Source organism: Coprococcus sp. LG101-27, from assembly GCF_027695515.1.
In the GTDB taxonomy this organism is placed as follows: domain Bacteria; phylum Bacillota; class Clostridia; order Lachnospirales; family Lachnospiraceae; genus Allocoprococcus; species Allocoprococcus comes.
This window is the reverse complement of record NZ_JAQEUJ010000023.1, coordinates 1-23,640: the sequence shown is the minus strand read 5'-3', so window position 1 is coordinate 23,640 and position 23,640 is coordinate 1. Positions and strand designations below refer to the sequence as shown.

Here is a 23,640-nt window from a genome sequence, read left to right as displayed (position 1 = left end):
CAGTTCTTACAAAAATGTAAGAAGTGCAGAACCTGTCAGCCCTGCACTCCGATAATAAAATCATTCATTTGAAAGATAAGTGAAATCGTTGTTCCTCTGTTTTCGGAATAAGCAGTAAGCCCTATTCCCAGTTTATCACATAGACGCTTGCAAAGATATAAGCCAATTCCAGTAGAATTTTTCCCGGTTCGCCCATTCTGACCTGTAAATCCTTTTTCAAAAATACGGGGTAAATCACTTTTAGGAATACCTATCCCATTATCGCTGATAGATAGCACAATCTTGTCATTCGTTTTTGTTGCCCCAAAGTGCAAAATAGGCTGCTCTGCATGGTATTTGATTGCATTACCGATAATCTGATTTAAGATGAACCGCACCCATTTTTCATCGGTATAAACTTTTGTTTCTATATCGTCTATCTGAATTGACATATTGCTTTGACGCAAAAGATACTTATTATCTGCGATTGCACTATGCACAACATCGCATAAATTGACTTCACGGACAGAATAGTCTTTTTCAGCGTGTTCACTCCGGGCATAGTAAAGTGCCTGTTCTGTATATTGGTTGATATTCTCTAACTCTGCCAATACCTCTCTGGAAAAGGGAGAACGGTTATTCTCACACAGCAGCTTCATCGCTGTAATTGGTGTTTTTACTTCGTGTATCCATTGTTCAATGTATTCTTTATATTCCCTGCGTTCCCTCTGTACTTCGCCAATCCGTTCCAACATAGATTTTTCAGCCATTTTCATAATCTGGTAAAAAACCTGTTCATCAGCCCTTTCCGGCACTTGCATGATTTCCGGCAATAAATATCGTTCTTCTAATTGCTCCGTCATATTGAGCAATTTATTCAGATATTTTTTTCGTGAGAAATAAAATGCCAGCAAAGATAAAACAAGGACAATCGACCAGACTGCAAAAATAAACAGGACTGTTTGGATAGGATTATCGCTTGCAATCAGGAACAAAGCAAGGACAAGCATACCCAGCAGATTGATTAAAATAACGGGGAGTTGATTTTTCAAATATTGTTTTCCACTCATAATGTATATCCTTGCCTGTGTTTTGTTTTAATGAAATCTACAAGTCCGATTGCTGCCAGTTTGTCGCGAATACGGGTAATATTGACACTTAGGGCGTTATCATCAACATAAAGCTGATTGTCCCAAAGAAAATCCACAATATCATTTCTGGAACAGATTTTTCCGGAGTTCTTAAAAAGGTAGTAGAGGATTTTCAATTCATTCTTTGTCAATTCTGCTTTCTGTCCTTTGTACTCTATCATGCTACTCTCCAAATGCAGGGTAGCTTCTCTCCACATATAAATTTCTGTTTGAGGGGAACGGTAGGCTTTCTTTAACAATGCAGCAATTTTAGCAAGAAGAATAGCGGGATTATAAGGCTTTGTGATAAACGCATCTCCACCCAGCATAATGCTGTTCAGTTCGTCCATATCTGTATTGCTGCTTGTTACAAATACAATCGGAATATCTGAAAAGGTGCGAATCCCCGAGCATATTTCAAAACCGTTATTCCCCGGAAGTTTTATATCCAGAATAACCAGATGTGGCGCAGCTTCTTTTAACTGCTCTATTGTTTTGGAAAAATCCGTAACTGCAAATACTTCATATCCATTCCCAGACAAAAGAGTTTTAAGCTGTGTTTGTATCGTAAAATCATCTTCAATGATTAGTATTTTTTCCTTCATAGAGATACCTCCCTGACACTTTATTATACTGTATCAGAGAGGTTTTCTCAATCGTATTATTGAATGGGAATTTTAGAATGATTTTGTACATAGCTTTGTAAAAAATGCTTAATAGTTTCTTTTCTCAAGGTACGATTCTAAATAACACCTAAGTCCAACATATGCGCCCTGCAAAAGTACAAAAAGCAATAGAAGATTTACTGACAGTGCTTTTTTGATTGCTTCTCCAAAATAAATGATGACAGCAGCACTTGTCAGTATCATCAGTAGAGTAATGACATCCCAACACTTTTCCCTATATAATTCTATAACCTTTATTTCTATCAGTATCGCCAGTATCCCTGTTCCTGCCACACATATTCCTACAATCAATATTAGCAATATCCAATATACCATTCCGGCTATAAAAGGATTTGGAATTTTTGTGCTAATCTGTGCCACAGATTGCCCGACCTCAATCGTCCAACCGATAAAAGTTTGTATGAATGACGCTGCATCATGGAAGAATGATTTGCAATCGGAAAGGAGCACATCTGACTGTACTGCCTGAAAAAGAGTGGTTGTCAGCGAATACCATGCAAGAAGGAACAAGGTTGTTTGGAACATTACCGTTTTTGCTTTATATTGTCCTGCAAGTCGCTCTTTTTGTGTTTCGTATTTTGCTTTTGCATTCTGATAGTCTGTCCGGTCACAGGCTTCACATTTTTCATAGAGTACCGGCTTTTCTACCGGTATCTCTACGATTTTCTGATGTGTCCGGGCATAATCCCGTTGTTGTGTTAAGCATCGTATTTTATCTTGACATTCCCCTATCGTGACGTTTGCGCTTCGCAGCTTCTCTTTCTCGTTCCGCAATGCTCTGTCTGCTAGCTTCAAGTCGTTCTTTAATGCTTGAATATTCCCGGCTCTGTTCTCTTTGTTTAATTTCTCGTTCAAGGTCAGAGATTCGTTGAGCTGCGTCTTTAGTTCCACGATAAGCTGGTCTTTCTGTTCCAGTTCTTCTTGTATCTCCTCGGTCAAGAGGAGAAGTTCTTCCAACTGTTCGGCGTTCTTTGATTCTCTGGATTCGTTCATCTATATCACGTCCTTTCTCTATCTGCTGTTCCAGTTCAGCAATTCGGTGTTCTGTTTCAGTAATAAACTGTTTTCGCTGTTCAGCTTCTGTACCAATTTCTGCCATTGCTGATTTTCGTTTTCCAAAAGTTCTATCTTCGTTTTCTGTTCTTCCATCTTGGAAAGCAGTTCCTCGGTATTTGGCAAAATGTTGAGCAGCTCGGATAACTCGCTGTTTAATTTTTGCAATTTCTGATTCTGTTCCTGCATAAGAGAGAGTTGGGTGTCCCGGTTCTGCATTTCCAGAATCATTTCTGCCATTAAGGTCTGCTGTTCTTCGATTTGCCCAATCATGGATTCCATTAAGGGTATAATTTCCCGGCTTTCTTCTAATGTCATTTAATCGCTCCTTCCATAATGATAATGCACCCGATACTTTTCCAAAGGTGTCCAGTATCTTTTGCAATAACGTGTTTTGTTGTTTTATGATTTGATTTTCCGCTACTTTCCACGAACCTTTTATTTCCTGCCCGGCAAGAAACTTTTGTTCAATCTTTCTTGCGTCAGCGCCTTCATGGATGGTAGGAATCTGGAGTTTTCCCTGTTTTTCATAAGAACGGTGATCGACCTGATTATGCAAAGGAAGATGTTCATTACACACCTTTGCCCATTCACTCCGCCACAGTTCACAATTTTTTGGATTGTTCCATCCGGTAGCATCGGTCAGCACCCGTTTCCATTGCAGGCGGTTTCTTGCACCCATCTTCTGAATTCCGTTTTCGTCTAATACAGGGATACGGATTCCATGACGGTCAGGGTTTTTCTTATCCTGCCACCAGTTCGGATGGGATTCATCAATCACGATATTTCCGTTTTTATCTCTGAGAAAATCCCAATCCTTGACTTCTTTCTTTCCCCAAGAATGATCCGGGTTAAAAGGACGCATAGTCAGAAGCAGATGGACATGGGGGTTGCCATCCCCTTTATCGTGGATACTCCAATCAGCACACATTCCTCTATCTACAAAAGTTTTTTGAATATAGTCAGTTGTATATTGAATTTGTTCCTGTCTGTTCCATTCTTTGGGAAGGGCAAATTCAAATGACCTGCCAAGTTGGGCATCTGCATTTTTTTCAATCTTCAATACCTCATTCCATAACCTTTGTTTCTGAAATGTGATTTTAAATTTTTCTAAAGCAGCTTCTTTATCTTCTGATCTTTTGTATCGGACAGATTTTTGAAAGCGTTTTATATTTTCTTCTGGTACTATCTGCCATTCAGGAGGTGCGTTTTCACACATCATCAGCCGAGTGTAGACCACTTCTTTTTTAGAAGTGTAATAACTGATTCTCCCGGTTTCCTCGTTTTTCATCACATCCCCATTGAGATATGCGGAAGCGGAGATAACAGATTTCCCTTTACTTCGTCCGACTATTTTGACTGTGTAATGAAAAATCGCCATGTCTGGATTCCTCCTTTCTGCACATCCGGCATAGATTTCCGGCAACATTGCTTTCGGTTTTAGGAAAAGCAGCATTGCCGGAACGCCCTCTGCGTAAGAGTGCCCTGCGCATAGCAGCCTGCATGGAATGCGCCTCTCTGGCGAAGAGTGCCTCCTGCGGCATGAGCAGGTCTGGCTGAAAGCCCCGCCGACGGAACGAGCCCGGCAAGCGTGAACGCAGACCGGTTGCCACTTGTGGCAAACTTATTGGGACGACCTCTGGTTGTCCATAAGTGCGCCCTTCATGAAAAAGCAATGAAGGGAATGAAAAACTCATCCCCTCCGCCATTACACTTCCTCCATATCGGTATTGACTTCTTTCTGCATTGCCTTTGAGAAAAATTTCCCGTTGGCTTCCTGCCTTTTCAGAAAACCAATCAGCTTTGGGATGTCTTCTTCCTCAATAGGCGCACCGAGAACGGATTCCACCGCACCGCCAATCTGACAGAGCCTATGGGTTCGTTTTTTACTTTCTTCGGCTTTCTTTCGCTTCAGAAGTTCTTTCTTCTGTGCCGCATATCGTTTCGCCTTTTCAAGGCTTTCCTGCTCTTTCTTTTCCATTTCAAGCATTCGTGCTTCATAACTTTTTGTTGATTTTGCCATTCTTACATTCTCCTTTCCTTCACAAACATAAGTTCTTGGTTGCGTATCAGAAGAAGCACATGGTATAATCTTCTTGCGTGTAGGTATATCATGGCTTCGGTCTGATAGAACCTTTGGCGGTTTCTTGGGAAGCCGCCTTTTTAATTTGCCGCAGTTCTTGTTACGGCTTTTACATTTCCTCTATCCCTCAAATCACGACCTTCATTCGCTTCCATAAACATTTCCAGAATATCGGTTTTAATCAGGACTTTACGACCAACCTTTAATACCGGAAGTTTCTTCCATTCTACAAGTTGTCTTAAGGTGTTTCTGCCGATTCCCGTATAGTCGGCAGCTTCTTCGATGGATAATGCAATTTTTCTTTGCGTCATATAATCACCTCCTTATAAATTGCATTATGCAATTCCTGTGATGTAAGTATATCCTTTTCACATCTTTTTGTCAAGCGTTACGAAATGTTAAAAATAAATATTGCATTGCATATTGCAATTTCGGAAAAACAATGCTATAATTCATACATACCGAAAAAGGAGGCAGTCAGCATGAAAGATAAAGAATTACGCAAGCTGATAGGCAGCAGAATAAAACAGCGCCGTCTGGAATTGAATCTGACACAGCCTTATGTCGCAGAGAAGATGGGAGTTACCGCTTCTACAATCCTGCGTTATGAGAATGGTTCGATTGACAATACGAAAAAAATGGTGCTGGAAGGTCTTTCGGAAGCACTCCATGTATCTGTGGAATGGCTCAAAGGGGAAACAGATGAATATGAAACCGACATTACGGATAAGAGAGAATTACAGATTCGTGATGCGATGGGAGATATTCTGGAACAGTTACCGCTTGCCCTTACCAAAGAAGAAGATGCTTTTTCAAAAGATTTATTACTGCTGATGTTAAAACAATATGGTCTGTTTTTGGATTCCTTCCAGTTCGCCTGCAAAAACTTCAAGGGAAATGCTGGTCAGACGGATATTGCCAAAACAATAGGGTTTGAATCGAATGAGGAATATAATGAGATTATGTTCTTAAGGGAAATCACTCATACCATCAATGCTTTTAATGAGATGGCAGACATTGTAAGGCTCTATTCCAAGAAACCAAAAACAGCAGAACAAAGGCTTGCAAATCTTTTATCAGAAGTCTTATACGAAGATTCCGAATCGGTATAGTAAGACAACCGGAGTTATGATATACTTACACGCACGAAGCATTTCATCAGTTCCGATTGTCTAATATCGAAAGGAGACATACGATTATGGCAAAAGGATCTGTAAGAAAAAAAGGAAAGAAATGGTACTACCGCTTCTATGTAGAGGACGCAAGCGGCAATCTTGTTCAGAAAGAATGCGTTGGAACAGAAAGCAAAAGTGAAACTGAAAAACTGCTCCGTCAGGCAATGGATGATTATGAGAAAAAGAAATTTGTTGCCAAAGCGGATAATCTCACAGTCGGACAGCTTTTGGATGTGTGGGCAGAGGAGGAATTAAAAACAGGTACGCTCAGCAATGGTACGGTGGAGAATTACCTCGGAACAATCCGAAATATTAAGAAACACCCATTGGCAGAACGTAAACTGAAAAATGTAACCTCTGAACATTTGCAATCTTTCTTCGATTTGCTTTCCTTCGGGGGAGTTCATCCCGATGGAAAAGAGAGAAAGGGTTACAGCAAAGATTACATCCATTCTTTTTCCGCAGTCATGCAGCAATCATTCCGCTTTGCAGTATTTCCAAAGCAGTATATTACGTTCAATCCTATGCAGTATATTAAACTGCGGTATCAGACGGATGAAGTGGATTTGTTTTCTGATGAGGATATGGACGGAAATGTCCAACCAATTTCACGAGAAGATTATGAAAGACTGCTTGCTTATCTGCAAAAAAAGAACCCAGCCGCAATACTTCCAATCCAGATAGCCTATTATGCCGGGCTTCGTATTGGAGAAGCCTGTGGTTTGGCATGGCAGGACGTAAATCTGGAAGAACAATGCCTTACCATAAGACGCAGCATCCGATATGATGGCTCAAAGCGCAAATATATCATCGGACCAACCAAGCGGAAAAAAGTAAGGGTTGTTGATTTTGGAGATACACTGGTAGAGATTTTCCGTAATGCCCGGAAAGAGCAGTTAAAAAATCGAATGCAGTACGAAGAACTTTATCACACGAACTACTACAAAGAGGTCAAAGAGAAAAACAGAGTGTACTACGAATATTATTGCTTAGACAGAACGCAGGAAGTCCCGGCAGATTATAAAGAAATTTCTTTTGTCTGCTTAAGACCGGATGGTTGTCTGGAACTTCCGACTACTTTGGGGACGGTATGCAGAAAGGTGGCAAAAGCATTAGAGGGATTTGAAGGCTTTCATTTCCACCAGTTACGTCACACCTATACAAGCAACCTTTTAGCAAATGGAGCAGCCCCAAAAGATGTACAGGAATTGTTGGGACACTCAGATGTCAGTACCACAATGAACGTCTATGCTCACTCCACAAGAGATGCGAAACGAAAATCGGTTCGGCTTCTTGATAAAGTGGTAGGCAATGACTAAAAAATTTCCCTTATTTCCCTTGTGATTATCTCATAAGGGCAAAAATAAGGGAAACTACATATCATTTCACTAATGAACAGGCGGGAAAGCCTGTAAAATAGGGAAAGTTAGAGGAATAATTATATAAATTCAAGTTTGGAGAATTAAAAAAAATGGAATTTACCTATTAAGACATATAAACTGTTGACAATAAAGCTCCTATATAGTATGTTTTTAATAAACTACTATATAGGAGCTTTTGTATGGAAATGAATGGAGGATTTCTTGTCACCAAAATAAAACAGCTTGGAGACCGGATTTTCGAGAAGATTCTCAGTGAAAAGAATATTGATGCGTTTAATGGAGCCCAGGGACGTATTCTTTATGTGCTGTGGCAGGAGGATGGTATCTCAATCAGGTCACTCTCGACTAAATGCGGATTAGCGATAACATCTCTTACTACGATGCTGGAAAGAATGGAAAATCAAGGGCTGATAAGCCGTGTTCAGTCTGAAACGGACAAAAGGAAAACACTCCTGTTTCTGACTGAGAAAGCACATGCCTTAAAGGGCGAGTACGATTCTGTATCTGATGAGATGGGCAGTATTTACTACAAAGGTTTTTCAGAGGAAGAAATTACCCGGTTTGAGGAATGCCTTGACCGCATCAGAAAGAATCTTGAGGAGTGGCAGAAGTCATGAGTATTTGTATCAAAGATCAGATTCAGAACATGAATATTGTCATTGGCTGTACAGTGGGGTGGGCATATTGCTATGCCCGCAACAACGTGAAACGCTGGCATATGATTGATGACTTCGCTGGCCCTGAATTCTTTCCGGGTAAGCTCAAGATGATGGAAAAGAAACGTCCGCAGAACTTTCTTCTTACCGGCATGAGCGATCTCTCCGGATGGAAGCTGGAATGGGCATGGTCTCTGACGGACCAGGCACATAAGCTCGGCATTCCGGTGTTTATGAAGGAAGACCTTGTCCCTATCATAGGGGATGAAAATATGATTCAGGAAATGCCGGAAGAATTTAATAAAGTGTTAGAGGTACAGAAATCATGGAAGAAGTAATAAATGGAATCCTCATTCGTGAGGTGGAAACAAAGAACATCATGACTAAGTCCAGTCTGCCGGTAGGCGGTTACTCGGTCAATCCCTATGTGGGCTGTACACATGCCTGCAAGTATTGCTATGCTTCTTTTATGAAGCGCTTTACCGGGCACAAGGAGGAATGGGGCACTTTCCTTGATGTGAAGCATTGGACGGAAATTAAAAATCCGAAGAAATATGCCGGACAGAGGGTGGTCATCGGTTCTGTGACAGATGGCTACAATCCACAGGAGGAGCAATTCGGGAATACCAGAAAACTTCTGGAACAGCTGATCGGCAGTGACGCAGATATTCTGATCTGCACAAAGTCGGATCTTGTGGTACGGGATATTGATCTGCTGAAGAAGCTTGGACATGTAACCGTTTCATGGTCGATTAACACACTAGATGAAAATTTCAAGAACGATATGGATTCTGCTTCGAGCATTGAGCACCGTATCTCTGCTATGAAGCAGGTATATGAAGCAGGTATCCGTACAGTCTGTTTCGTATCCCCGGTATTCCCCGGTATCACGGATTTTGAAGCAATCTTTGAGCGGGTAAAGGATCAGTGCGATCTGTTCTGGCTCGAAAATCTCAATCTTCGAGGCGGTTTCAAAAAGACAATTATGGATTATATCGCCGGAAAATATCCTGATCTTGTACCACTTTACGACGAGATCTATAACAAGCATAACCGCAGCTACTTTGAAGCACTTGAAGTAAAAGCTGAGAAAATGGCTAAGAAGTATGATTGTGCCTTTGTGGATAATGAAATGCCTTATGGCAGAGTCCCGCAGGGACATCCGGTGATCGTAGATTATTTCTATCATGAGGAAATCCGTGGGACAGAGAATACCGGAAAAAGAAATCGCTAACTTCAAGTTGTATATTTCATCAAAAGTTGCATATTTAAATAAACAAGGGGAGATGATAAAATGAAAGCTCATGAATATTGGTTCAGTCACTATGGTGTCAGGAGAAATCCTGGCATCTTTTTTTATGTCTTTTTGCACTTCAAAAAATAATTTCAAAAAATTTCTAAAATCATGTCCGATTTTGTCTCTCCCAATACAGAGTATATGCAGCTTTTTCTTTTCGTTCTTCGGCGAGTTTTTCTTTGAGATTTTCTTCACGCTTATCGTCGAATACAACGGCTGCATTATTCAAAAATTCTTTCTTCCATACTGATTTTAGTATATCAGATTCATTATAATCCGTCCGAAAAAGTGTCTAAATTTATGAGACCATTATAGGAGAGTAAAGATAAAAAAAGGTGGTTTATTAGTCTGATAATCGGTATAATAATGATTACAGGGGTTGTTTTGGATATTTGCAATATGAGCATGACATAGATGTGTATGGTTCAGCTATGATCAGTCGGTTCCGAATGCATTATATATGACTGTGTATGCATCAAAGTGGCAGACGAAAAAAGGAACACAGCTAATGATACGCAATACTATTATGATGTGAAAAACGAAAAAGTACTCATGATTTTTGACGGTATGGTTGATGGTGAAGATAATCCAGAGCTTATTGAAAAAATCGAAAATACAATTCAAAATTATTTTTGGAGTGGAGCAGGTATGATAGAAGTAAGAAAATATTTGACATAGTTATCCTGCTCTCGGCATCATAAATATGGATACAAAATCAAGTGTACAGAATTTGTGGGGATATACGCATGAAATTTCAGGAGGAACAATGAAAAGTAAAAAGATTGGGATGCAGGCACTAAAAATTGCGATAGGAAGCAGTCTGGCGATTTACATAGCCAATCTGTGTGGACTGAAGTATTCACTGGCCGCAGGAAGTGTTGCACTTCTTACAATGGTGACTACAAAGTGGAAAACTGTCAAATTATCGGTAGCGAGGGTTGTAACATTTATAATTTCAGTACTTATGGCACTTATTATATTCTCAGCAGTAGAATCAGAATGGATGGCATATGGTATTTATGTGTTTTTTGTGGTTATTATCGCAGAGATGCTTGGATGGGGAGCGACGATTTCCGTAAATGCACTGATCGGAATGCATTTTCTGGAAGTCAGAGATTTTGAATTTGATTTTATTGCAAATGAATTTATGCTGGTATTGATCGGAATTACGATGGCACTGGTCCTGAACTTGTTTTATGATTATGGAAGTCAGCGCAAGGCGTTGGTCGAAAATATGCGATATACGGAAGAGCGTCTGCAGATGATACTTGGAGAGATTTCGGCATATCTGGCGAATAAGGAAATGCAGAGAAATGTATGGGATGATATCTGTGCGTTGGAAAAAGAGGTTCAGGGCTTTATCCAGGATGCCTATGAATATCAGGATAATACGTTTCAGTCACATCCGGGATACTATATCGATTATTTTGAAATGCGTATGAAGCAGTGCAACGTGATCCATAACTTACATTATGAGATGAAGAAAATCAGACATATGCCAGATGAGGCAATGATTATTTCGAGTTATGTGTTTGATATGCTGGTATGCGTGAAGGAATATACAGTTCCGACAGCTCAGTTGGATGAACTACATGAACTTTTTGCGATTATCAGAAAAAATCCACTTCCAAAGACCAGAGAGGAATTTGAGAGCCGTGCGATGCTGTACCATATCCTGATGGATCTGGAAGAATTCCTTGTATTTAAAAGAAGGTTTGTGGATGGACTGGATGATAAAAAGCGAAAATTATACTGGGATAATTAAGCTCTCATTTGTCAAAAAGAATGTGTTATGGCACATTCTTTTTGACACTTTCAGATCATCAAATTCCTGATAATAAAAAATCAGGAACCGGATGGGATACGGATAATAAGTTTTTCACCGTTTTTTGTAACAGAAGTAAGAACCGGGATATGCTTTTTGCGAAGCTGATGCACGACCGGGTAAATAGAAAACATATCTCCATCGACATAGACAGCTTCCGGTTTCGTTTTCAGCAGATCTTTTACCAGATCTTTGATATATTTTTTCCACTCTGTTTTTTTCATTTCTATTTCAGCATAAATTCCATTGATATCTAAAGCAGGGAGATCAGGCAGAGGTTTGTGGATAATTTTTACATGCGCGAGTTCTGGCAGTTTCATTAAAAGTGTGTCTGTAGAAGTGTCGGAACTGAGATTTACAAGGGTAATCTCGTCAGTAAAGGTATCCAGACTGATCTGACATGCTTTTCGTGCATCTTCTAAAGTAGCTGTAGTCATCAAAAAGCCGCCCTTGTGACAGAAAGAAGCACTCGAAAGACCGGTTTCTTTCTGGAGTTCTTCATTTTCCAGACCGAGCCATTCAGATGGAAAACTGCATTTATAATTCAGGGAATATTCTTTTTTCTGAGGCTGGATACAGTAACCACCGCGGTTGGATGGAAAAATAACGAAAGCGATATCTGTTTCGGAAAGACGTTTCTGGCATGGAATGAATTCAGGAAGGACCAGAATACGGGAATCAGCTTCAGGATTTTGTACTTCGAGAATTTCTTCGATCCGCTTGTCAGCACGTTCATTTCCAAGGTAACGGGCAAATTTATTGTCAAGGATCATACCGGCAACACTGACTGCACGGAAAAAGGCTTCATCGGTTCCGCCATCTTCGTCCCAGGAAGGATTGAAGCTTCCAATCAGTGAAGCCAGTTCATTTTTTTCACCGGTATTATCATTATTATCCAGTGGCTGGACAAAAGCTTCGTCAAACTTAGCAGCAAGCTCTTCCCCCAGGATTTCGGTACCAAGTTCTTCCCAGAGAAGGCCGAATGCCGCGTAAGGGATGCCATTTTCACGGATGCGGCTGTCTTTCTGGTGATGGTCATATCTGCCGCGCCCAATGTCGAATATGATGCCGTCAAAGTCTTCGGGTACTTTATTACCACGAAGAATTGTAATTTCCGGATTTAAATATAATAACAATGCAGAGGAAAATACATCATCTGCGTGGAATTTTCCACTATGTGTAAATGCGGAAGCATCTTTTAGGCGGATCTTTTTTAATAATTCATTCATCTTAATCTCTCCAAATAAAAATAGTTTTGCTAATGTAATAATGTATAAGCAGAAAAGGAAAATGTCAAGTGTGGAAAATAGTAGAATTCCGGGCTGTTTCGCAGAGAGGATGGGGAGTTTTGTCAGGATGTGATAATAATCCGGATCATAATGTGCCATCACGCTATGAAAAGATTTATGGATTTTTAGAACTCCCGGATACGCCGGAGGAAAAAGTGGGTTCTCTCCGGCATCCGGGGGAAAAGTCACATGGATATGCAGCTGAGGTGATCGTAAGCTATCTGGAAGAACAGCTTATCTGTCAAAAATAGATTCCAGGATTCTGACAAAGTGTTCCAGCCCTTCCTGATCTTCTTCATCAAAACGGGCGAGAACAGGGCTGTCGATATCCAGAACGCCAACGATTTCATTTCCTTTATGAAGCGGAATCACGATCTCGGAATTAGAGGCGCTGTCGCAGGCGATATGTCCCGGGAACTGGTGGACATCCTTTACCAGCATAACCTGATCGTTTGCCACAGCGGTTCCGCAGACACCTTTACCGATTTCAATTTCAATACAGGCAGGTTTGCCCTGGAAAGGACCAAGGACGAGCCTGCCTTCTCTCATCAGATAAAAACCAACCCAGTTGATGTTCAGAAGCGCATCACCAAGAAGGGCCGATGCATTTGCCAGATTTGAGATCTGGTGAGGGATTCCGTCAATCAGACCGCGGAGGCGGATTGAAAGCAGGGAATACAGTGGCTTTTTATCAACTGGCCATTCAAAATTCGAAGTATTCATAAAAAATCTCCTTAAATATTTCCGTTTAACACATCTTCCAATGTAATCTCGTAGAAGAAATCATGTACCATTCCATCAAATTTCTTCCACAAAGGAAGCGTAATGCACTGCTCTTCACGGCTGCAGACCTCGGCACCTGGAACCAGGCAGGCGACTGTAGCAAGATTGCCTTCCGCAAGTTCAAGAATCTCGCCGATAGTGTATTCAGAAGGTTCCCTAGTAAGCTGGTATCCGCCCCCTTTGCCACGGCGTCCTTTTAAGAGTTTCTTCTTTACAAGAATTTTCAGGACAATTTCCAGGTATTTTTCGGAAATTTCCTGGCGGATTGCGATCTCGTTAAGCGGAACATATTCTTCGTCCTTATGCTGGGCGAGATCAATCATCACGCGGAGTGCGTAACGTCCTTTTGTAGAAATCATAATTAGTTTTCCCCCATTTTTTTATATGTACAATAGCAGCACCAGAGAGTTTATGAACCCTGGTGCCTTTTTACCTATTATACCGTAGGGTTATATGTGTTTCAAGGAAAAAACAAAAAAATAAAATAACCTATTGACTTAGTAGGTAATAGATGGTATTATACCAACTAAATTGATAGGAAATAAAGGTTATACAAAATAACCAGTACTGATAAATATGAACGGAGGAAGAAATAATGGCAGAATTTGATTATGAAGTAGTAAATGGAAGAAAGATCCGTGTACGTCCGCAGGAAGTTGTATCGGAGATAGATGAGAATGGATATTTTGTCCGCCAGCCAAATCATTTTACAGAAGGATTTGGAGAAGGAAAAAATCCGGTAGAAAAAGGCAGATACCATCTGGTATGGGCAAAGCTTTGCCACTGGTCTAACAGAGCTTCGATCGTAAGAGAACTTCTTGGACTGGAAGATGCAATCAGTGTCAACATGGTTGATCATGCAAAGCATGAGAAGAATCTTGGATGGGAATTCGTATACGACAAAGATCATATCGATCCGGTCCTTGGAATCCAGTTCTTAAGTGAAGCTTATTACAAAGCAGATGATGATTACACAGGAAGAACAACGGTACCGGCTCTGATCGATACAAAGACAGGAAAAGTTGTAAATAACGATTACACCTGGCTTACCAATTATTTTGAAGTAGATTTTAAACCGTTCCACAAAAAAGGAGCACCGGATCTTTATCCGGAAGAACTCAGAAAAGATATTGATGAGATGAATGACTGGCTCTTTGATAACATTAATAATGGAGTTTATAAAGCAACCTTTGCAAGATCAAAGGAAGCTTACTGGGATGCCTATAATTCTTTTTATGCAGCAATGGATATTCTGGAAAAACGTCTGGAAAATCAGAGATTTCTCTTTGGAGATTATGTGACAGACAGTGATGTGAGACTGTATGTGACGCTGGCGAGACTGGATATTCGTTACACCTGGCAGCTTGGACATACCAAACACCGCCTGATCGATTATCCGAATCTGTGGGGATATGCAAGAGACCTGTATCAGATTCCGGCATTCAGAAACAACACCTACTTTAAGGATTTCGCAAATCCAAATAACAAGAAGGTCGGCGCATTATTTTTTGAATCTTTCAATGCAAGATTTCTGGATGAGATCAATTTTGATGCATACTGGGGTACACCGCATGACCGTGCACATTTAAGCAGCGATCCGGGCAATAAATTTAAGGCAGAAGAACAATAGGAGGAACGAATTATGGCAAATTTTGAATATGTAGATGTAAATGGAAGACAGATCAGAGTAAGACCGAGAGAAACCGCACAGGAAATTGATGAATATGGAAATTTCCATCGTCAGCCAAACCGCTTCACGGAAGGTTTTGGAGAAGGGAAAAATCCGGTAGAAAAAGACAGATATATTCTTTTCTGGGCAAAAGGATGCAACTGGTCCAATCGGGCAGCGATCGCAAGAGAGATTCTCGGACTTGAGGATGCAGTGAAAGTTGAGATCGTAGACTGGACAGACCGGGAAGAGAATCTTGGATGGGAATTTGTAAATTCCACGGATCATATCAATCCGGAAACGGGCGCACAGTTCTTAAGTGAGCTTTACTACAATGCGGATGAAGAATACACAGGACGTACAACCGTTCCGGCATTTGTAGATTATAAGACAAAGAAAGTGGTAAATAATGATTACCACTGGCTTACAAATCATCTGGAAACAGCGTTCAGACCGTTCCACAAAAAGGGAGCGCCGGATCTTTACCCGGAAGAATTAAGACCGGAGATCGATAAGCTGAACAAATGGCTTTTTGAAAATGTAAACAACGCTGTTTATCGAGCGCAGTTCGCTGAATCCTTACAGGCATTTGCCGATGGATATGAGACATTTTTCGCAGGGCTTGATGCAATGGAGGAAAGACTTGCAGACAAGAGATTCTTATTCGGAGATTATGTGACAGACAGTGATATCCGTCTTTATACAACCATCGCAAGACTGGATGTGTCTTATTCAAGAAATATCGGACCTTGCAAACACCGTCTGGTAGATTACCCGAATCTGTGGGGATATGCAAGAGATCTGTATCAGATCCCGGCATTCAGACATAACACATATTTTAAGGATTTTGCGGCATCTGTCGATCTGAATGAAGCAGATGAAGAGTATTGGGAAAATACATACTATGATATCGTGGTGCAGGAAACAGACTGGGATACTATCTGGAAGACACCGACAGGAAGAGAATCACTCAGTAAAGATCCGGCACACAAATTTAAAGCAGAAAAATAACAGACGAAAGACGAGGAAAAATATTATGAAAAAGTTGGCAAGCATTTTAGCAGTTACACTGGCAACAGGAGTCCTGGCAACAGGATGCGGATCTTCTTCAGGAAGCGCTTCAAAGGACAGCTCTTCAGACAGTGGAAAGACAGTAATCAAAGCAGCAACCGGAGCAAACGCAAAACCATATGTCTATGTAGGCGATGATGACAAGCCGGCAGGATACGATGTGGATGTACTGAATGCAGTTTTTGATAAACTTCCGGATTATGAACTGGAATATGAAGTGACTGATTTTGGATCTGTACTTTCCGGACTGAACAGTGGAAATTATCAGATCGGAGTTAACAACTTCTCTTACAACGAAGACCGTGGAGCAAGTTATCTTTACTCTTATCCATATGACAAGATCAGCTATGTATTCGTAACAAAGAAAGGTGGAAAAGAGATCAAATCATTTGAAGATGCAGCAGGACTTTCTTTTGAAGGTGGTACAGGAATCAGCGTATCCAATGCAGTAGAAGCATGGAATGAAAAGAATCCGGATAAAGCGATCAATATTACTTACTCGGATGCAGATACATCTGTATTTTTACAGCATGTAGCAGACGGATCGCAGGATTTTACGATCATCGATCTGGCAATGTACAACTCTTACATGGAAGAATTTAACTATGATGTGCAGAAAAATGATATTCCGGAAGATGAAGCAAAAATGATTGCAGAAAACTCTTATGCATATTATATTTTCCCACAGGATCAGAAAGATTTAAGAGAACAGGTAGACAAAGCGCTGAAGGAGCTGAAGGAAGACGGAACCCTGACTGAGATCAGTAAAAAATGGTATGGTCAGGATGCCGCACCGGAGGATGATAAGTTCGAGGAGACGATTAACTAATGAGTAAATTATTTGATGGAAAACTGGTATTTACACAGATACCGCTACTTTTAAAATATCTTCCGGTCACAATGGAACTGGCTGTCACAGCAATGATCGCCAGTCTCATCCTGGGACTGCTCCTTGCACTTGTGAAGATTAAAAAGATACCGGTACTGAAACAGCTGGTAAGTATCTATATCTCGGTTATCCGCGGAACGCCGATCCTGGTTCAGTTATATGTGACCTATTTCGGTATTCCGATGCTCCTGAAATATATCAACTTTAAATGTGGAACCAACTACAATGTCAATGGAGTCGCACCAATCGTATATGCATTCGTTGCTCTGGCACTCAATGAATCTGCATTTAATGCAGAGATCATCCGTGCCTCCCTTGAATCAGTAGATAAAGGACAGGTTGAGGCAGCAAGCGCTTTAGGAATGAATTATTTCCAGGCATTGATAAGGATCATCCTTCCGGAGGCAATCGTGGTAGCACTCCCATCCCTTGGAAATGCATTTATCGGACTGATCAAAGGAACTTCTCTTGCATTTGTCTGTTCCGTAGTGGAGATGACCGCAGAAGGAAAGATTCTTGCGGGAAGAAATTACCGTTATTTTGAAGTGTATATCTCACTGGCAATTATTTACTGGGTAATTACTTTCGTACTTGAGAGAGTGATCAGCTATCTTGAGAAGAAGCTTAGGGTACCGGAAGATGCACCGGCACTTTTAGATATCAGAGATACAGAGGTGGAATAAGGTATGATCGAAATCAAAAATATATCAAAAACATTTAAAAATAATAAAGTTCTTGATGGGATCGACCTTACCATCAATCAGGGAGATGTCGTAGCGATCATCGGACCTTCTGGAACAGGAAAATCCACATTTTTAAGATGTGTGGACAGACTGGAAAAACCGGAAACCGGAACCATAACGATTGACGGTGAGACACAGGATCTTGCACATATTCATGGCAAAGATCTGACAGAGCTTCGGAAAAAGACCGGCATGGTTTTTCAGAATTTCAATCTTTTTTCAAAGAAAACAGCACTTCAGAATGTAATGGATGGGCTGATCGTGGTAAAGAAGATGAAAAAAGAGGAAGCAGAAAGGATTGCGAGAGAGCAGCTTAAAAATGTAGGTCTTCTGGATCACGCAAACCATTATCCGAGACATATGTCAGGTGGTCAGCAGCAGAGGGTTGCAATCGCAAGAGCACTTGCGATGGAGCCAAAGCTTTTGCTTCTGGATGAGCCGACATCTGCACTGGATCCGGAGCTTGTCGGAGAAGTTCTGGATACGATCAAAAAAGCGGCAAATGAAGGATATACAATGCTTCTGGTGTCCCATGAGATGAGCTTTGTACGAAACGTTGCAACCAGAGTGATCTTCCTGGACGGAGGAAAGATCCTGGAAGACGGAACGCCGAGAGAAGTGTTTGGAAATCCAAAGAACGAACGTGTCAAAGAGTTCTTTACAAAGATCAACCGGATGGAAGAACCGGATTATTCAATTTAAGAGAAAAACAAAATCGGCTGATGGATCAGTCGATTTTTTCCAACAGGATAAAAGAAGGGAGCGAAAGCAATGAGTATCAGACTGGTGACAGACAAGGAAAATGTAGATTATCAGGCAGTGGCAGATATTTTAGACCATTTTGGACTGAGTCATTTTGATGCCGCTACAGAAGAAAAAATATTTAAGAACAGCTATGCGACGGCATTTATTTACGATGGAGACCAGGTAGTTGGCTGTGCGAGGGCAATTTCCGATGGCGTGTGTCAGGCTGCAATTTACAATGTGGCACTTCTGGAAGAAGGCTATCGTTTTGGTGACAACGATTATGAGAGACAGCCATATGTATCGCCAAGAAGCATCAGACAAGAGCAGGAAAAACAGAATCAGACAGTGTAGGAAAGGGAAAAGATTATGAGAGAAAATACATCGACAGAATGGGTAAATAAAGAAGTAGACAGTGAATCTGATGTGCGTCTTTATGTGACACTGGTACGATTTGACTGTGCATATTATCCGGTATTTCGTCTGAATAAAAAGCTTCTCCGCGATTATCCGAATCTGTGGGCATATGCAAGAGATTTGTATCAGACACCGGGATTTGGCGACACAACGAATTTTGCGGCGATCAAGAAGCATTATCATATCGATTGCTGCCCGTCCAATGAATTTGCAATCGTGCCAAATGGACCGGATGAAACCTTATGGATGACACCACACAGAAGAGAAAAATTATCCGGAAAATAAAGAAAGAGGGGAATGAATGATGAAAGCAGTCAGAGTGACAGAAGAATGGCAGAGAGCCGGCGTACACTATGTGCGGACACAGGCAATGTGCCTGGGATTTAAGATCCCGCTTGAGGGAGAATTTTCAGATGACACACCGGAAGATGAATATATTCTGGTGATGGACGGAATTTATCCGGTATCCACCTGCAGGCTGCATTATCTGGATGAACATACCGGAAAAATTGAGCGCGTGGCAACACTGGAATCCTATAGGGGAAAACATTACGGACAGGCAGGGATCATTGAGGCGGAAAACTGGATGCGCGAAAAAGGTGTGACAAAAATCTATATCAATTCCAGAAAAGCGGCACTTGGATTCTATGAAAAGCTCGGCTATACCGCAGATTTTTCACAGGTAAGCGGCTCCGGAGAGTTTGAATGTGTGATGACGGAGAAAGAACTTGCGTAAATTTATGAAAAGAAAACTGGATTTTGGCAGAAAGATATTGTACAGTAAATAGCGACATTGATTATAGAAACAGGAGAGATAGACAAGAATGAAGTACGGAATTGATACACGATGTCAGCATTTGGCTGACGATAATAAGGATGAAATATATGGGGCGATCAGTTATCCAATCTATCAGTCTGCAACATTTGCAAGAGACAGAGTAGGCGGAGGAAGTGGTTATGACTATTCCAGATTACAGAATCCGACGAGAGAACATCTTGAGAAGATCGTAGCATCGTTGGAAGAAGGGATCGATGCACTGGCATTTTCGACAGGAATGGCAGCAATCACAGCTCTGCTGGAAATTTTCAAACCGGGCGATCACATCATCATTGATGAGGATCTTTATGGAGGAAGCGTCCGTCTGTTTCACAGCATCAATGTGAAAAATGGACTGACATTTACCAGCGTGGATTTAAGCAGTGTGGATGTAGAGGATTATATCCAGGATAACACAAAAGCAATTTATGCAGAGACACCGACCAATCCGATGATGCGTGTATCCGATCTGGAAGAGCTTGCAAAGAAAGCAAAAAAACATGATCTTCTTCTGATCGTGGACAATACCTTTTTATCACCATATTTCCAGAATCCGCTGAAGCTTGGTGCTGACATTGTTGTGCATAGCGGGACAAAATATCTGGGTGGACATAATGACACACTTGCAGGTTTTCTGATAACAAACCGCGAGGACATTCAGGAACAGCTTCGTTTTATCATCAAGACGACAGGAGCAACCCTTGCACCGATGGACAGCTGGCTGATCCTCAGAGGGATCAAGACGCTTGGAGTCCGTATGGAGAAGGCACAGGAAAATGCACTGAAGATCGCACATTTTCTGGAGAAGCAGGAGTATGTGACAAGGGTGCTTTATCCGGGGCTTGAATCACATCCGGGTTACGAACTGATGAAAAAGCAGGCAAGAGGATTTGGTTCGATCCTGACCTTTGAAGTAGATTCCAAAGAGAGAGCATATCACATTCTGGAAAATGTAAAACTGATCCAGTTTGCGGAAAGCCTAGGAGGAACTGAGACTCTGATCACCTATCCGATCACCCAGACGCATGCGGATCTTTCCAAAGAAGAGCTTGACCGGAACGGAATCACAGACCGGATTTTAAGACTTTCCGTTGGAATCGAAGGCGCAGAGGATCTGATCGCAGACCTGGAAGCTGTATTAAAGTAGAAGTGTGAGTCAAGCGACAGACATCTGTGATGGAAGATGTACAGGACAGATGGACGATGACCGTTTTTAGATCGGAATAATGACCGTGCAGATAAGGAAGTGGCAGAAATGAGCAAAATAGAAGTAAATGAAAAAAGAGTAGTTGACGAATTTCAGGAACTGACTGCGATCGATGTACCAAGCTTTGAGGAGCGTCAGATGGCAGACCGGCTGATCGTGAAATTAAAAGAACTTGGTTTTGAAGTAGAGGAAGACAATGCCGGAGAACATTTCGGAGGAAATGCCGGAAACTTATATGCATATCTTCCGGGAGATCTTCCGGGAGATCCGGTCCTTTTGTCCGGCCATATGGATACGGTTGAGCCGTCCAAAGGCAAGAAAGGGATCATCGGAGAAGACGGTGTGATCAGTTCCGCAGGAAAAGCAGTTCTTGGAGCTGATGATGTGGCAGGACTTGTGGAGATTCTGGAAGGAATCCGCAGTGTAAAAGAAGCGGGAGTACCACACCGGGATATCGAGATTCTTTTTGCAATTGCAGAAGAGTTTTATATCAAGGGCAGCAGCGTATTTGATTTTTCAAAGGTTCGTGCAAAAGAAGCCTATGTACTGGATATCAGCGGACCGGTTGGAAGCGCGGCATATAAAGCACCGTCTCTGATTTCTTATCAGGTGGTAGTAACCGGGAAGGCATCCCACGCCGGATTTGATCCGGAGTACGGCGTTCATGCGATCGCTATTGCATCCGAAGCGATCACGCAGATCAGTCAGGGACATGTGGATGAAGAGACAACCTGCAATATCGGATTGATCGAAGGTGGGAGCGGAACGAACATTGTTCCGGAAAAATGTATTGTAAAGGGAGAAATCCGGAGCTATTCTCATGAAAAAGCGACTCGTTGTGTAGAAGAAGTGGGAAATACCTTCAAAAAGGTGGCTGAAAAACATGGAGCTGAATCAGAACTTACCTGCGAAGTTCATCTGATCGCTTATGAGACAGCAAAAGACAGTGTGCCGGTAAAACGGTTTGAAAGAGTAAGCAAAAAGCTGGGACTTGCAGGAAATCTTGTAGAGACATTTGGCGGAAGTGACAACAACAGCTTTGCGAAGAACGGGATTCCTGGACTGGTGCTGTCAAATGGAATGTACCAGGCACATTCGGTAAATGAATATACGACAATCAAAGATCTTGTGACAGGAGCAGAACTGATCGCCGGGCTGATCACCGATGAGCAGTAGTGGATGTTATTATACAGAAAAGACGCCAAAAGCGTCTTTTTTATATTGATAGAAGAAAAACAGATAAAACATATTGAAATTAAATGTTTTTAAAATAATTCCCTATTAACCTATTGACAAAGTAGGTAAAAGTGGATATAATGCAACTATCAAATTTGAAAGATCACTATAGAGATCACGATACATCAGACAGTAGAAAAGAGAGGTAGAAAAATATGAGCGATTATAAATTTGAAACACTTCAGCTTCACGTAGGACAGGAAGAACCAGATCCGGCATCTGATGCCAGAGCAGTACCGATTTACCAGACAACATCTTATGTATTTAAGAACTCTGCACATGCAGCAGCAAGATTCGGACTCGCAGATGCAGGTAACATTTACGGACGTCTGACAAACTCTACACAGGACGTATTTGAAAAGAGAATCGCAGCACTTGAAGGTGGTGTGGCAGCTCTTGCAACAGCATCCGGAGCAGCTGCAATTACATATACCATCGAAGCACTTGCAGCAGATGGCGGACATATCGTAGCGCAGAAGACAATCTACGGTGGAAGCTTCAACCTTCTTGAACACACACTGACACATTACGGAATCACAACTACATTTGTAGATGCACATAACTTGAAAGAAGTAGAAGATGCAATTCAGGATAACACAAGAGCCATCTATCTTGAAACTCTTGGTAATCCGAACAGTGATATCCCGGATATCGATGCAATCGCTGAAATTGCACACAAGCATGGACTTCCGCTTGTAATCGACAACACATTCGGAACACCATATTTGATCCGTCCGATCGAACACGGAGCAGACATTGTTGTACATTCTGCTACCAAATTCATCGGTGGACACGGAACAACTCTTGGTGGAATCATCGTAGATTCCGGTAAATTTGACTGGAAAGCAAGTGGAAAATACCCGGCAATCGCAGATGCAAACCCAAGCTACCACGGAGTATCTTTCGTAGATGCAGCAGGTCCGGCAGCATTTGTAACTTACATCCGTGCAATCCTTCTTCGTGATATGGGAGCAACAATTTCTCCATTTAACGCATTCCTTCTGCTGCAGGGAACAGAGACACTGTCACTTAGAATTGACCGTCATGTAGAAAATACAAAGAAAGTAGTAGAATACCTCTCTAATCATCCAATGGTAGAGCATGTGAACCATCCGTCACTGCCGAATCATCCGGATCATGCACTTTATGAAAAATATTTCCCGAATGGTGGAGCATCTATCTTCACATTCGAGATCAAAGGCGGACAGGAAGAAGCTCACAAGTTCATCGACAACCTGAAGATCTTTTCGCTGCTTGCAAATGTTGCGGATGTTAAGAGCCTTGTTATCCATCCGGCAACAACAACACATTCTCAGCTGACAGAAGAAGAACTGCTTGATCAGGGAATCAAACCGAACACAATCCGTCTTTCTATCGGTACAGAACATATCGATGATATCATCGCAGATCTTGAAGGTGGATTTGCAGCGGTTCAGGGAAAATAAATATTATACATACAGGAATTTTGGGGGCTGTCGCACTAATTAGTGCGCAGCTCCTTTTCTTGTG

The 23,640-nt window shown here is 41.5% G+C and carries 28 protein-coding genes; 19 read left to right on the top strand and 9 right to left on the bottom strand.

Going from position 1 to position 23,640, the window contains the following annotated elements; all coding sequences use genetic code 11:
- Positions 1–35 precede the first annotated feature (35 nt).
- The 6 genes from PG766_RS13605 to PG766_RS13580 all read right to left on the bottom strand — a co-directional run bounded on the left by PG766_RS13605 (position 36) and on the right by PG766_RS13580 (position 5,242).
- Positions 36–1,049 carry a sensor histidine kinase gene (locus PG766_RS13605; protein ID WP_006858429.1) on the bottom strand — a complete coding sequence of 338 codons (1,014 nt, stop codon included), beginning with the start codon at positions 1,047–1,049 and terminating at the stop codon, positions 36–38.
- On the bottom strand, positions 1,046–1,714 hold the full coding sequence (locus PG766_RS13600; protein ID WP_006858428.1) for a response regulator transcription factor: 669 nt from the start codon (positions 1,712–1,714) through the stop codon (positions 1,046–1,048). The genes PG766_RS13605 and PG766_RS13600 overlap by 4 nt, the downstream gene beginning before the upstream one ends.
- A 108-nt stretch (positions 1,715–1,822) precedes the next feature.
- Positions 1,823–2,569 carry a DUF6040 family protein gene (locus PG766_RS13595; protein WP_006858470.1) on the bottom strand — a complete coding sequence of 249 codons (747 nt, stop codon included), beginning with the start codon at positions 2,567–2,569 and terminating at the stop codon, positions 1,823–1,825.
- Positions 2,508–4,229 carry a MobA/MobL family protein gene (locus tag PG766_RS13590; protein ID WP_270591020.1) on the bottom strand — a complete coding sequence of 574 codons (1,722 nt, stop codon included), beginning with the start codon at positions 4,227–4,229 and terminating at the stop codon, positions 2,508–2,510. The genes PG766_RS13595 and PG766_RS13590 overlap by 62 nt, the downstream gene beginning before the upstream one ends.
- Positions 4,230–4,556: 327 nt before the next feature.
- Positions 4,557–4,871: a hypothetical protein gene (locus PG766_RS13585; RefSeq protein WP_006859613.1), complete on the bottom strand. Its 315-nt coding sequence runs from the start codon at positions 4,869–4,871 to the stop codon at positions 4,557–4,559.
- A gap of 140 nt (positions 4,872–5,011) precedes the next feature.
- Positions 5,012–5,242, bottom strand: a complete 231-nt coding sequence (locus PG766_RS13580) for a helix-turn-helix domain-containing protein (protein WP_004843519.1) — start codon at positions 5,240–5,242, stop codon at positions 5,012–5,014.
- Between the two features lie 171 nt (positions 5,243–5,413).
- Between PG766_RS13580 and PG766_RS13575 the strand changes: the two genes are divergently transcribed.
- From PG766_RS13575 to PG766_RS13545, 7 genes are all read left to right on the top strand, one after another.
- The gene (locus PG766_RS13575) at positions 5,414–6,043 is read left to right on the top strand and encodes a helix-turn-helix domain-containing protein (RefSeq protein ID WP_015529844.1); all 630 of its coding nucleotides are present in this window, start codon (positions 5,414–5,416) and stop codon (positions 6,041–6,043) included.
- An 86-nt stretch (positions 6,044–6,129) separates the two neighbouring features.
- Positions 6,130–7,425: a tyrosine-type recombinase/integrase gene (locus PG766_RS13570; RefSeq protein WP_006859611.1), complete on the top strand. Its 1,296-nt coding sequence runs from the start codon at positions 6,130–6,132 to the stop codon at positions 7,423–7,425.
- Positions 7,426–7,667: 242 nt separating this feature from the next.
- The gene (locus PG766_RS13565; RefSeq protein WP_004853467.1) at positions 7,668–8,105 is read left to right on the top strand and encodes a radical SAM mobile pair system MarR family transcriptional regulator; all 438 of its coding nucleotides are present in this window, start codon (positions 7,668–7,670) and stop codon (positions 8,103–8,105) included.
- Positions 8,102–8,482: a hypothetical protein gene (locus PG766_RS13560; protein ID WP_118198906.1), complete on the top strand. Its 381-nt coding sequence runs from the start codon at positions 8,102–8,104 to the stop codon at positions 8,480–8,482. Before PG766_RS13565 ends, PG766_RS13560 begins: the two co-directional genes overlap by 4 nt.
- Complete coding sequence (locus PG766_RS13555; protein ID WP_118198905.1) at positions 8,470–9,378, top strand: radical SAM mobile pair protein B; 909 nt, start codon at positions 8,470–8,472, stop codon at positions 9,376–9,378. Before PG766_RS13560 ends, PG766_RS13555 begins: the two co-directional genes overlap by 13 nt.
- 543 nt (positions 9,379–9,921) lie before the next feature.
- A complete protein-coding gene (locus PG766_RS13550; protein WP_118198904.1) occupies positions 9,922–10,119 on the top strand; it encodes a hypothetical protein in 198 nt (65 codons plus the stop codon).
- 88 nt (positions 10,120–10,207) lie between these two features.
- Positions 10,208–11,206, top strand: a complete 999-nt coding sequence (locus PG766_RS13545) for an aromatic acid exporter family protein (protein WP_118198903.1) — start codon at positions 10,208–10,210, stop codon at positions 11,204–11,206.
- Between the two features lie 80 nt (positions 11,207–11,286).
- Here PG766_RS13545 and PG766_RS13540 read toward each other — a convergent pair whose 3' ends face one another.
- Entirely contained in the window at positions 11,287–12,495 is a 1,209-nt protein-coding gene (locus PG766_RS13540; RefSeq protein WP_117824074.1) for an MYG1 family protein, read from the bottom strand.
- A gap of 68 nt (positions 12,496–12,563) precedes the next feature.
- Here PG766_RS13540 and PG766_RS13535 point away from each other — a divergent pair, with 68 nt between their 5' ends.
- The gene (locus tag PG766_RS13535) at positions 12,564–12,806 is read left to right on the top strand and encodes a hypothetical protein (protein ID WP_022220014.1); all 243 of its coding nucleotides are present in this window, start codon (positions 12,564–12,566) and stop codon (positions 12,804–12,806) included.
- Here the strand turns inward: PG766_RS13535 and PG766_RS13530 are convergent.
- Both PG766_RS13530 and PG766_RS13525 read right to left on the bottom strand, forming a co-directional pair.
- Positions 12,790–13,278 (bottom strand): GAF domain-containing protein, encoded by a 489-nt coding sequence (locus PG766_RS13530; RefSeq protein WP_055158593.1) that lies wholly within the window; start codon positions 13,276–13,278, stop codon positions 12,790–12,792. The genes PG766_RS13535 and PG766_RS13530 overlap by 17 nt on opposite strands.
- A gap of 11 nt (positions 13,279–13,289) precedes the next feature.
- Entirely contained in the window at positions 13,290–13,697 is a 408-nt protein-coding gene (locus PG766_RS13525; RefSeq protein WP_055158591.1) for an RrF2 family transcriptional regulator, read from the bottom strand.
- Between the two features lie 236 nt (positions 13,698–13,933).
- Here PG766_RS13525 and PG766_RS13520 point away from each other — a divergent pair, with 236 nt between their 5' ends.
- The 11 genes from PG766_RS13520 (at position 13,934) to PG766_RS13470 (ending at position 23,576) form a co-directional block, all read left to right on the top strand.
- Positions 13,934–14,968, top strand: coding sequence for a glutathione S-transferase C-terminal domain-containing protein (locus tag PG766_RS13520; RefSeq protein ID WP_117557576.1), 1,035 nt, complete (start codon positions 13,934–13,936; stop codon positions 14,966–14,968).
- A gap of 12 nt (positions 14,969–14,980) precedes the next feature.
- The gene (locus PG766_RS13515; RefSeq protein ID WP_117824077.1) at positions 14,981–16,018 is read left to right on the top strand and encodes a glutathione S-transferase C-terminal domain-containing protein; all 1,038 of its coding nucleotides are present in this window, start codon (positions 14,981–14,983) and stop codon (positions 16,016–16,018) included.
- A 25-nt stretch (positions 16,019–16,043) separates the two neighbouring features.
- Positions 16,044–16,907, top strand: a complete 864-nt coding sequence (locus PG766_RS13510) for a transporter substrate-binding domain-containing protein (protein WP_117824078.1) — start codon at positions 16,044–16,046, stop codon at positions 16,905–16,907.
- Complete coding sequence (locus PG766_RS13505; RefSeq protein ID WP_118198901.1) at positions 16,907–17,650, top strand: amino acid ABC transporter permease; 744 nt, start codon at positions 16,907–16,909, stop codon at positions 17,648–17,650. The genes PG766_RS13510 and PG766_RS13505 overlap by 1 nt, the downstream gene beginning before the upstream one ends.
- A 3-nt stretch (positions 17,651–17,653) precedes the next feature.
- Complete coding sequence (locus PG766_RS13500) at positions 17,654–18,412, top strand: amino acid ABC transporter ATP-binding protein (protein WP_118198900.1); 759 nt, start codon at positions 17,654–17,656, stop codon at positions 18,410–18,412.
- A gap of 69 nt (positions 18,413–18,481) precedes the next feature.
- On the top strand, positions 18,482–18,808 hold the full coding sequence (locus PG766_RS13495; protein ID WP_117824081.1) for a hypothetical protein: 327 nt from the start codon (positions 18,482–18,484) through the stop codon (positions 18,806–18,808).
- Positions 18,809–18,823: 15 nt separating this feature from the next.
- A complete protein-coding gene (locus PG766_RS13490; RefSeq protein ID WP_243014414.1) occupies positions 18,824–19,156 on the top strand; it encodes a hypothetical protein in 333 nt (110 codons plus the stop codon).
- A gap of 16 nt (positions 19,157–19,172) precedes the next feature.
- On the top strand, positions 19,173–19,607 hold the full coding sequence (locus PG766_RS13485) for a GNAT family N-acetyltransferase (RefSeq protein ID WP_008369942.1): 435 nt from the start codon (positions 19,173–19,175) through the stop codon (positions 19,605–19,607).
- Positions 19,608–19,695: 88 nt separating this feature from the next.
- Positions 19,696–20,835, top strand: a complete 1,140-nt coding sequence (locus PG766_RS13480; protein ID WP_270591008.1) for a trans-sulfuration enzyme family protein — start codon at positions 19,696–19,698, stop codon at positions 20,833–20,835.
- A gap of 108 nt (positions 20,836–20,943) precedes the next feature.
- On the top strand, positions 20,944–22,071 hold the full coding sequence (locus PG766_RS13475; RefSeq protein ID WP_182438611.1) for a M20/M25/M40 family metallo-hydrolase: 1,128 nt from the start codon (positions 20,944–20,946) through the stop codon (positions 22,069–22,071).
- A gap of 215 nt (positions 22,072–22,286) precedes the next feature.
- Positions 22,287–23,576 carry an O-acetylhomoserine aminocarboxypropyltransferase/cysteine synthase family protein gene (locus PG766_RS13470; protein ID WP_008369949.1) on the top strand — a complete coding sequence of 430 codons (1,290 nt, stop codon included), beginning with the start codon at positions 22,287–22,289 and terminating at the stop codon, positions 23,574–23,576.
- Positions 23,577–23,640 lie beyond the last annotated feature (64 nt).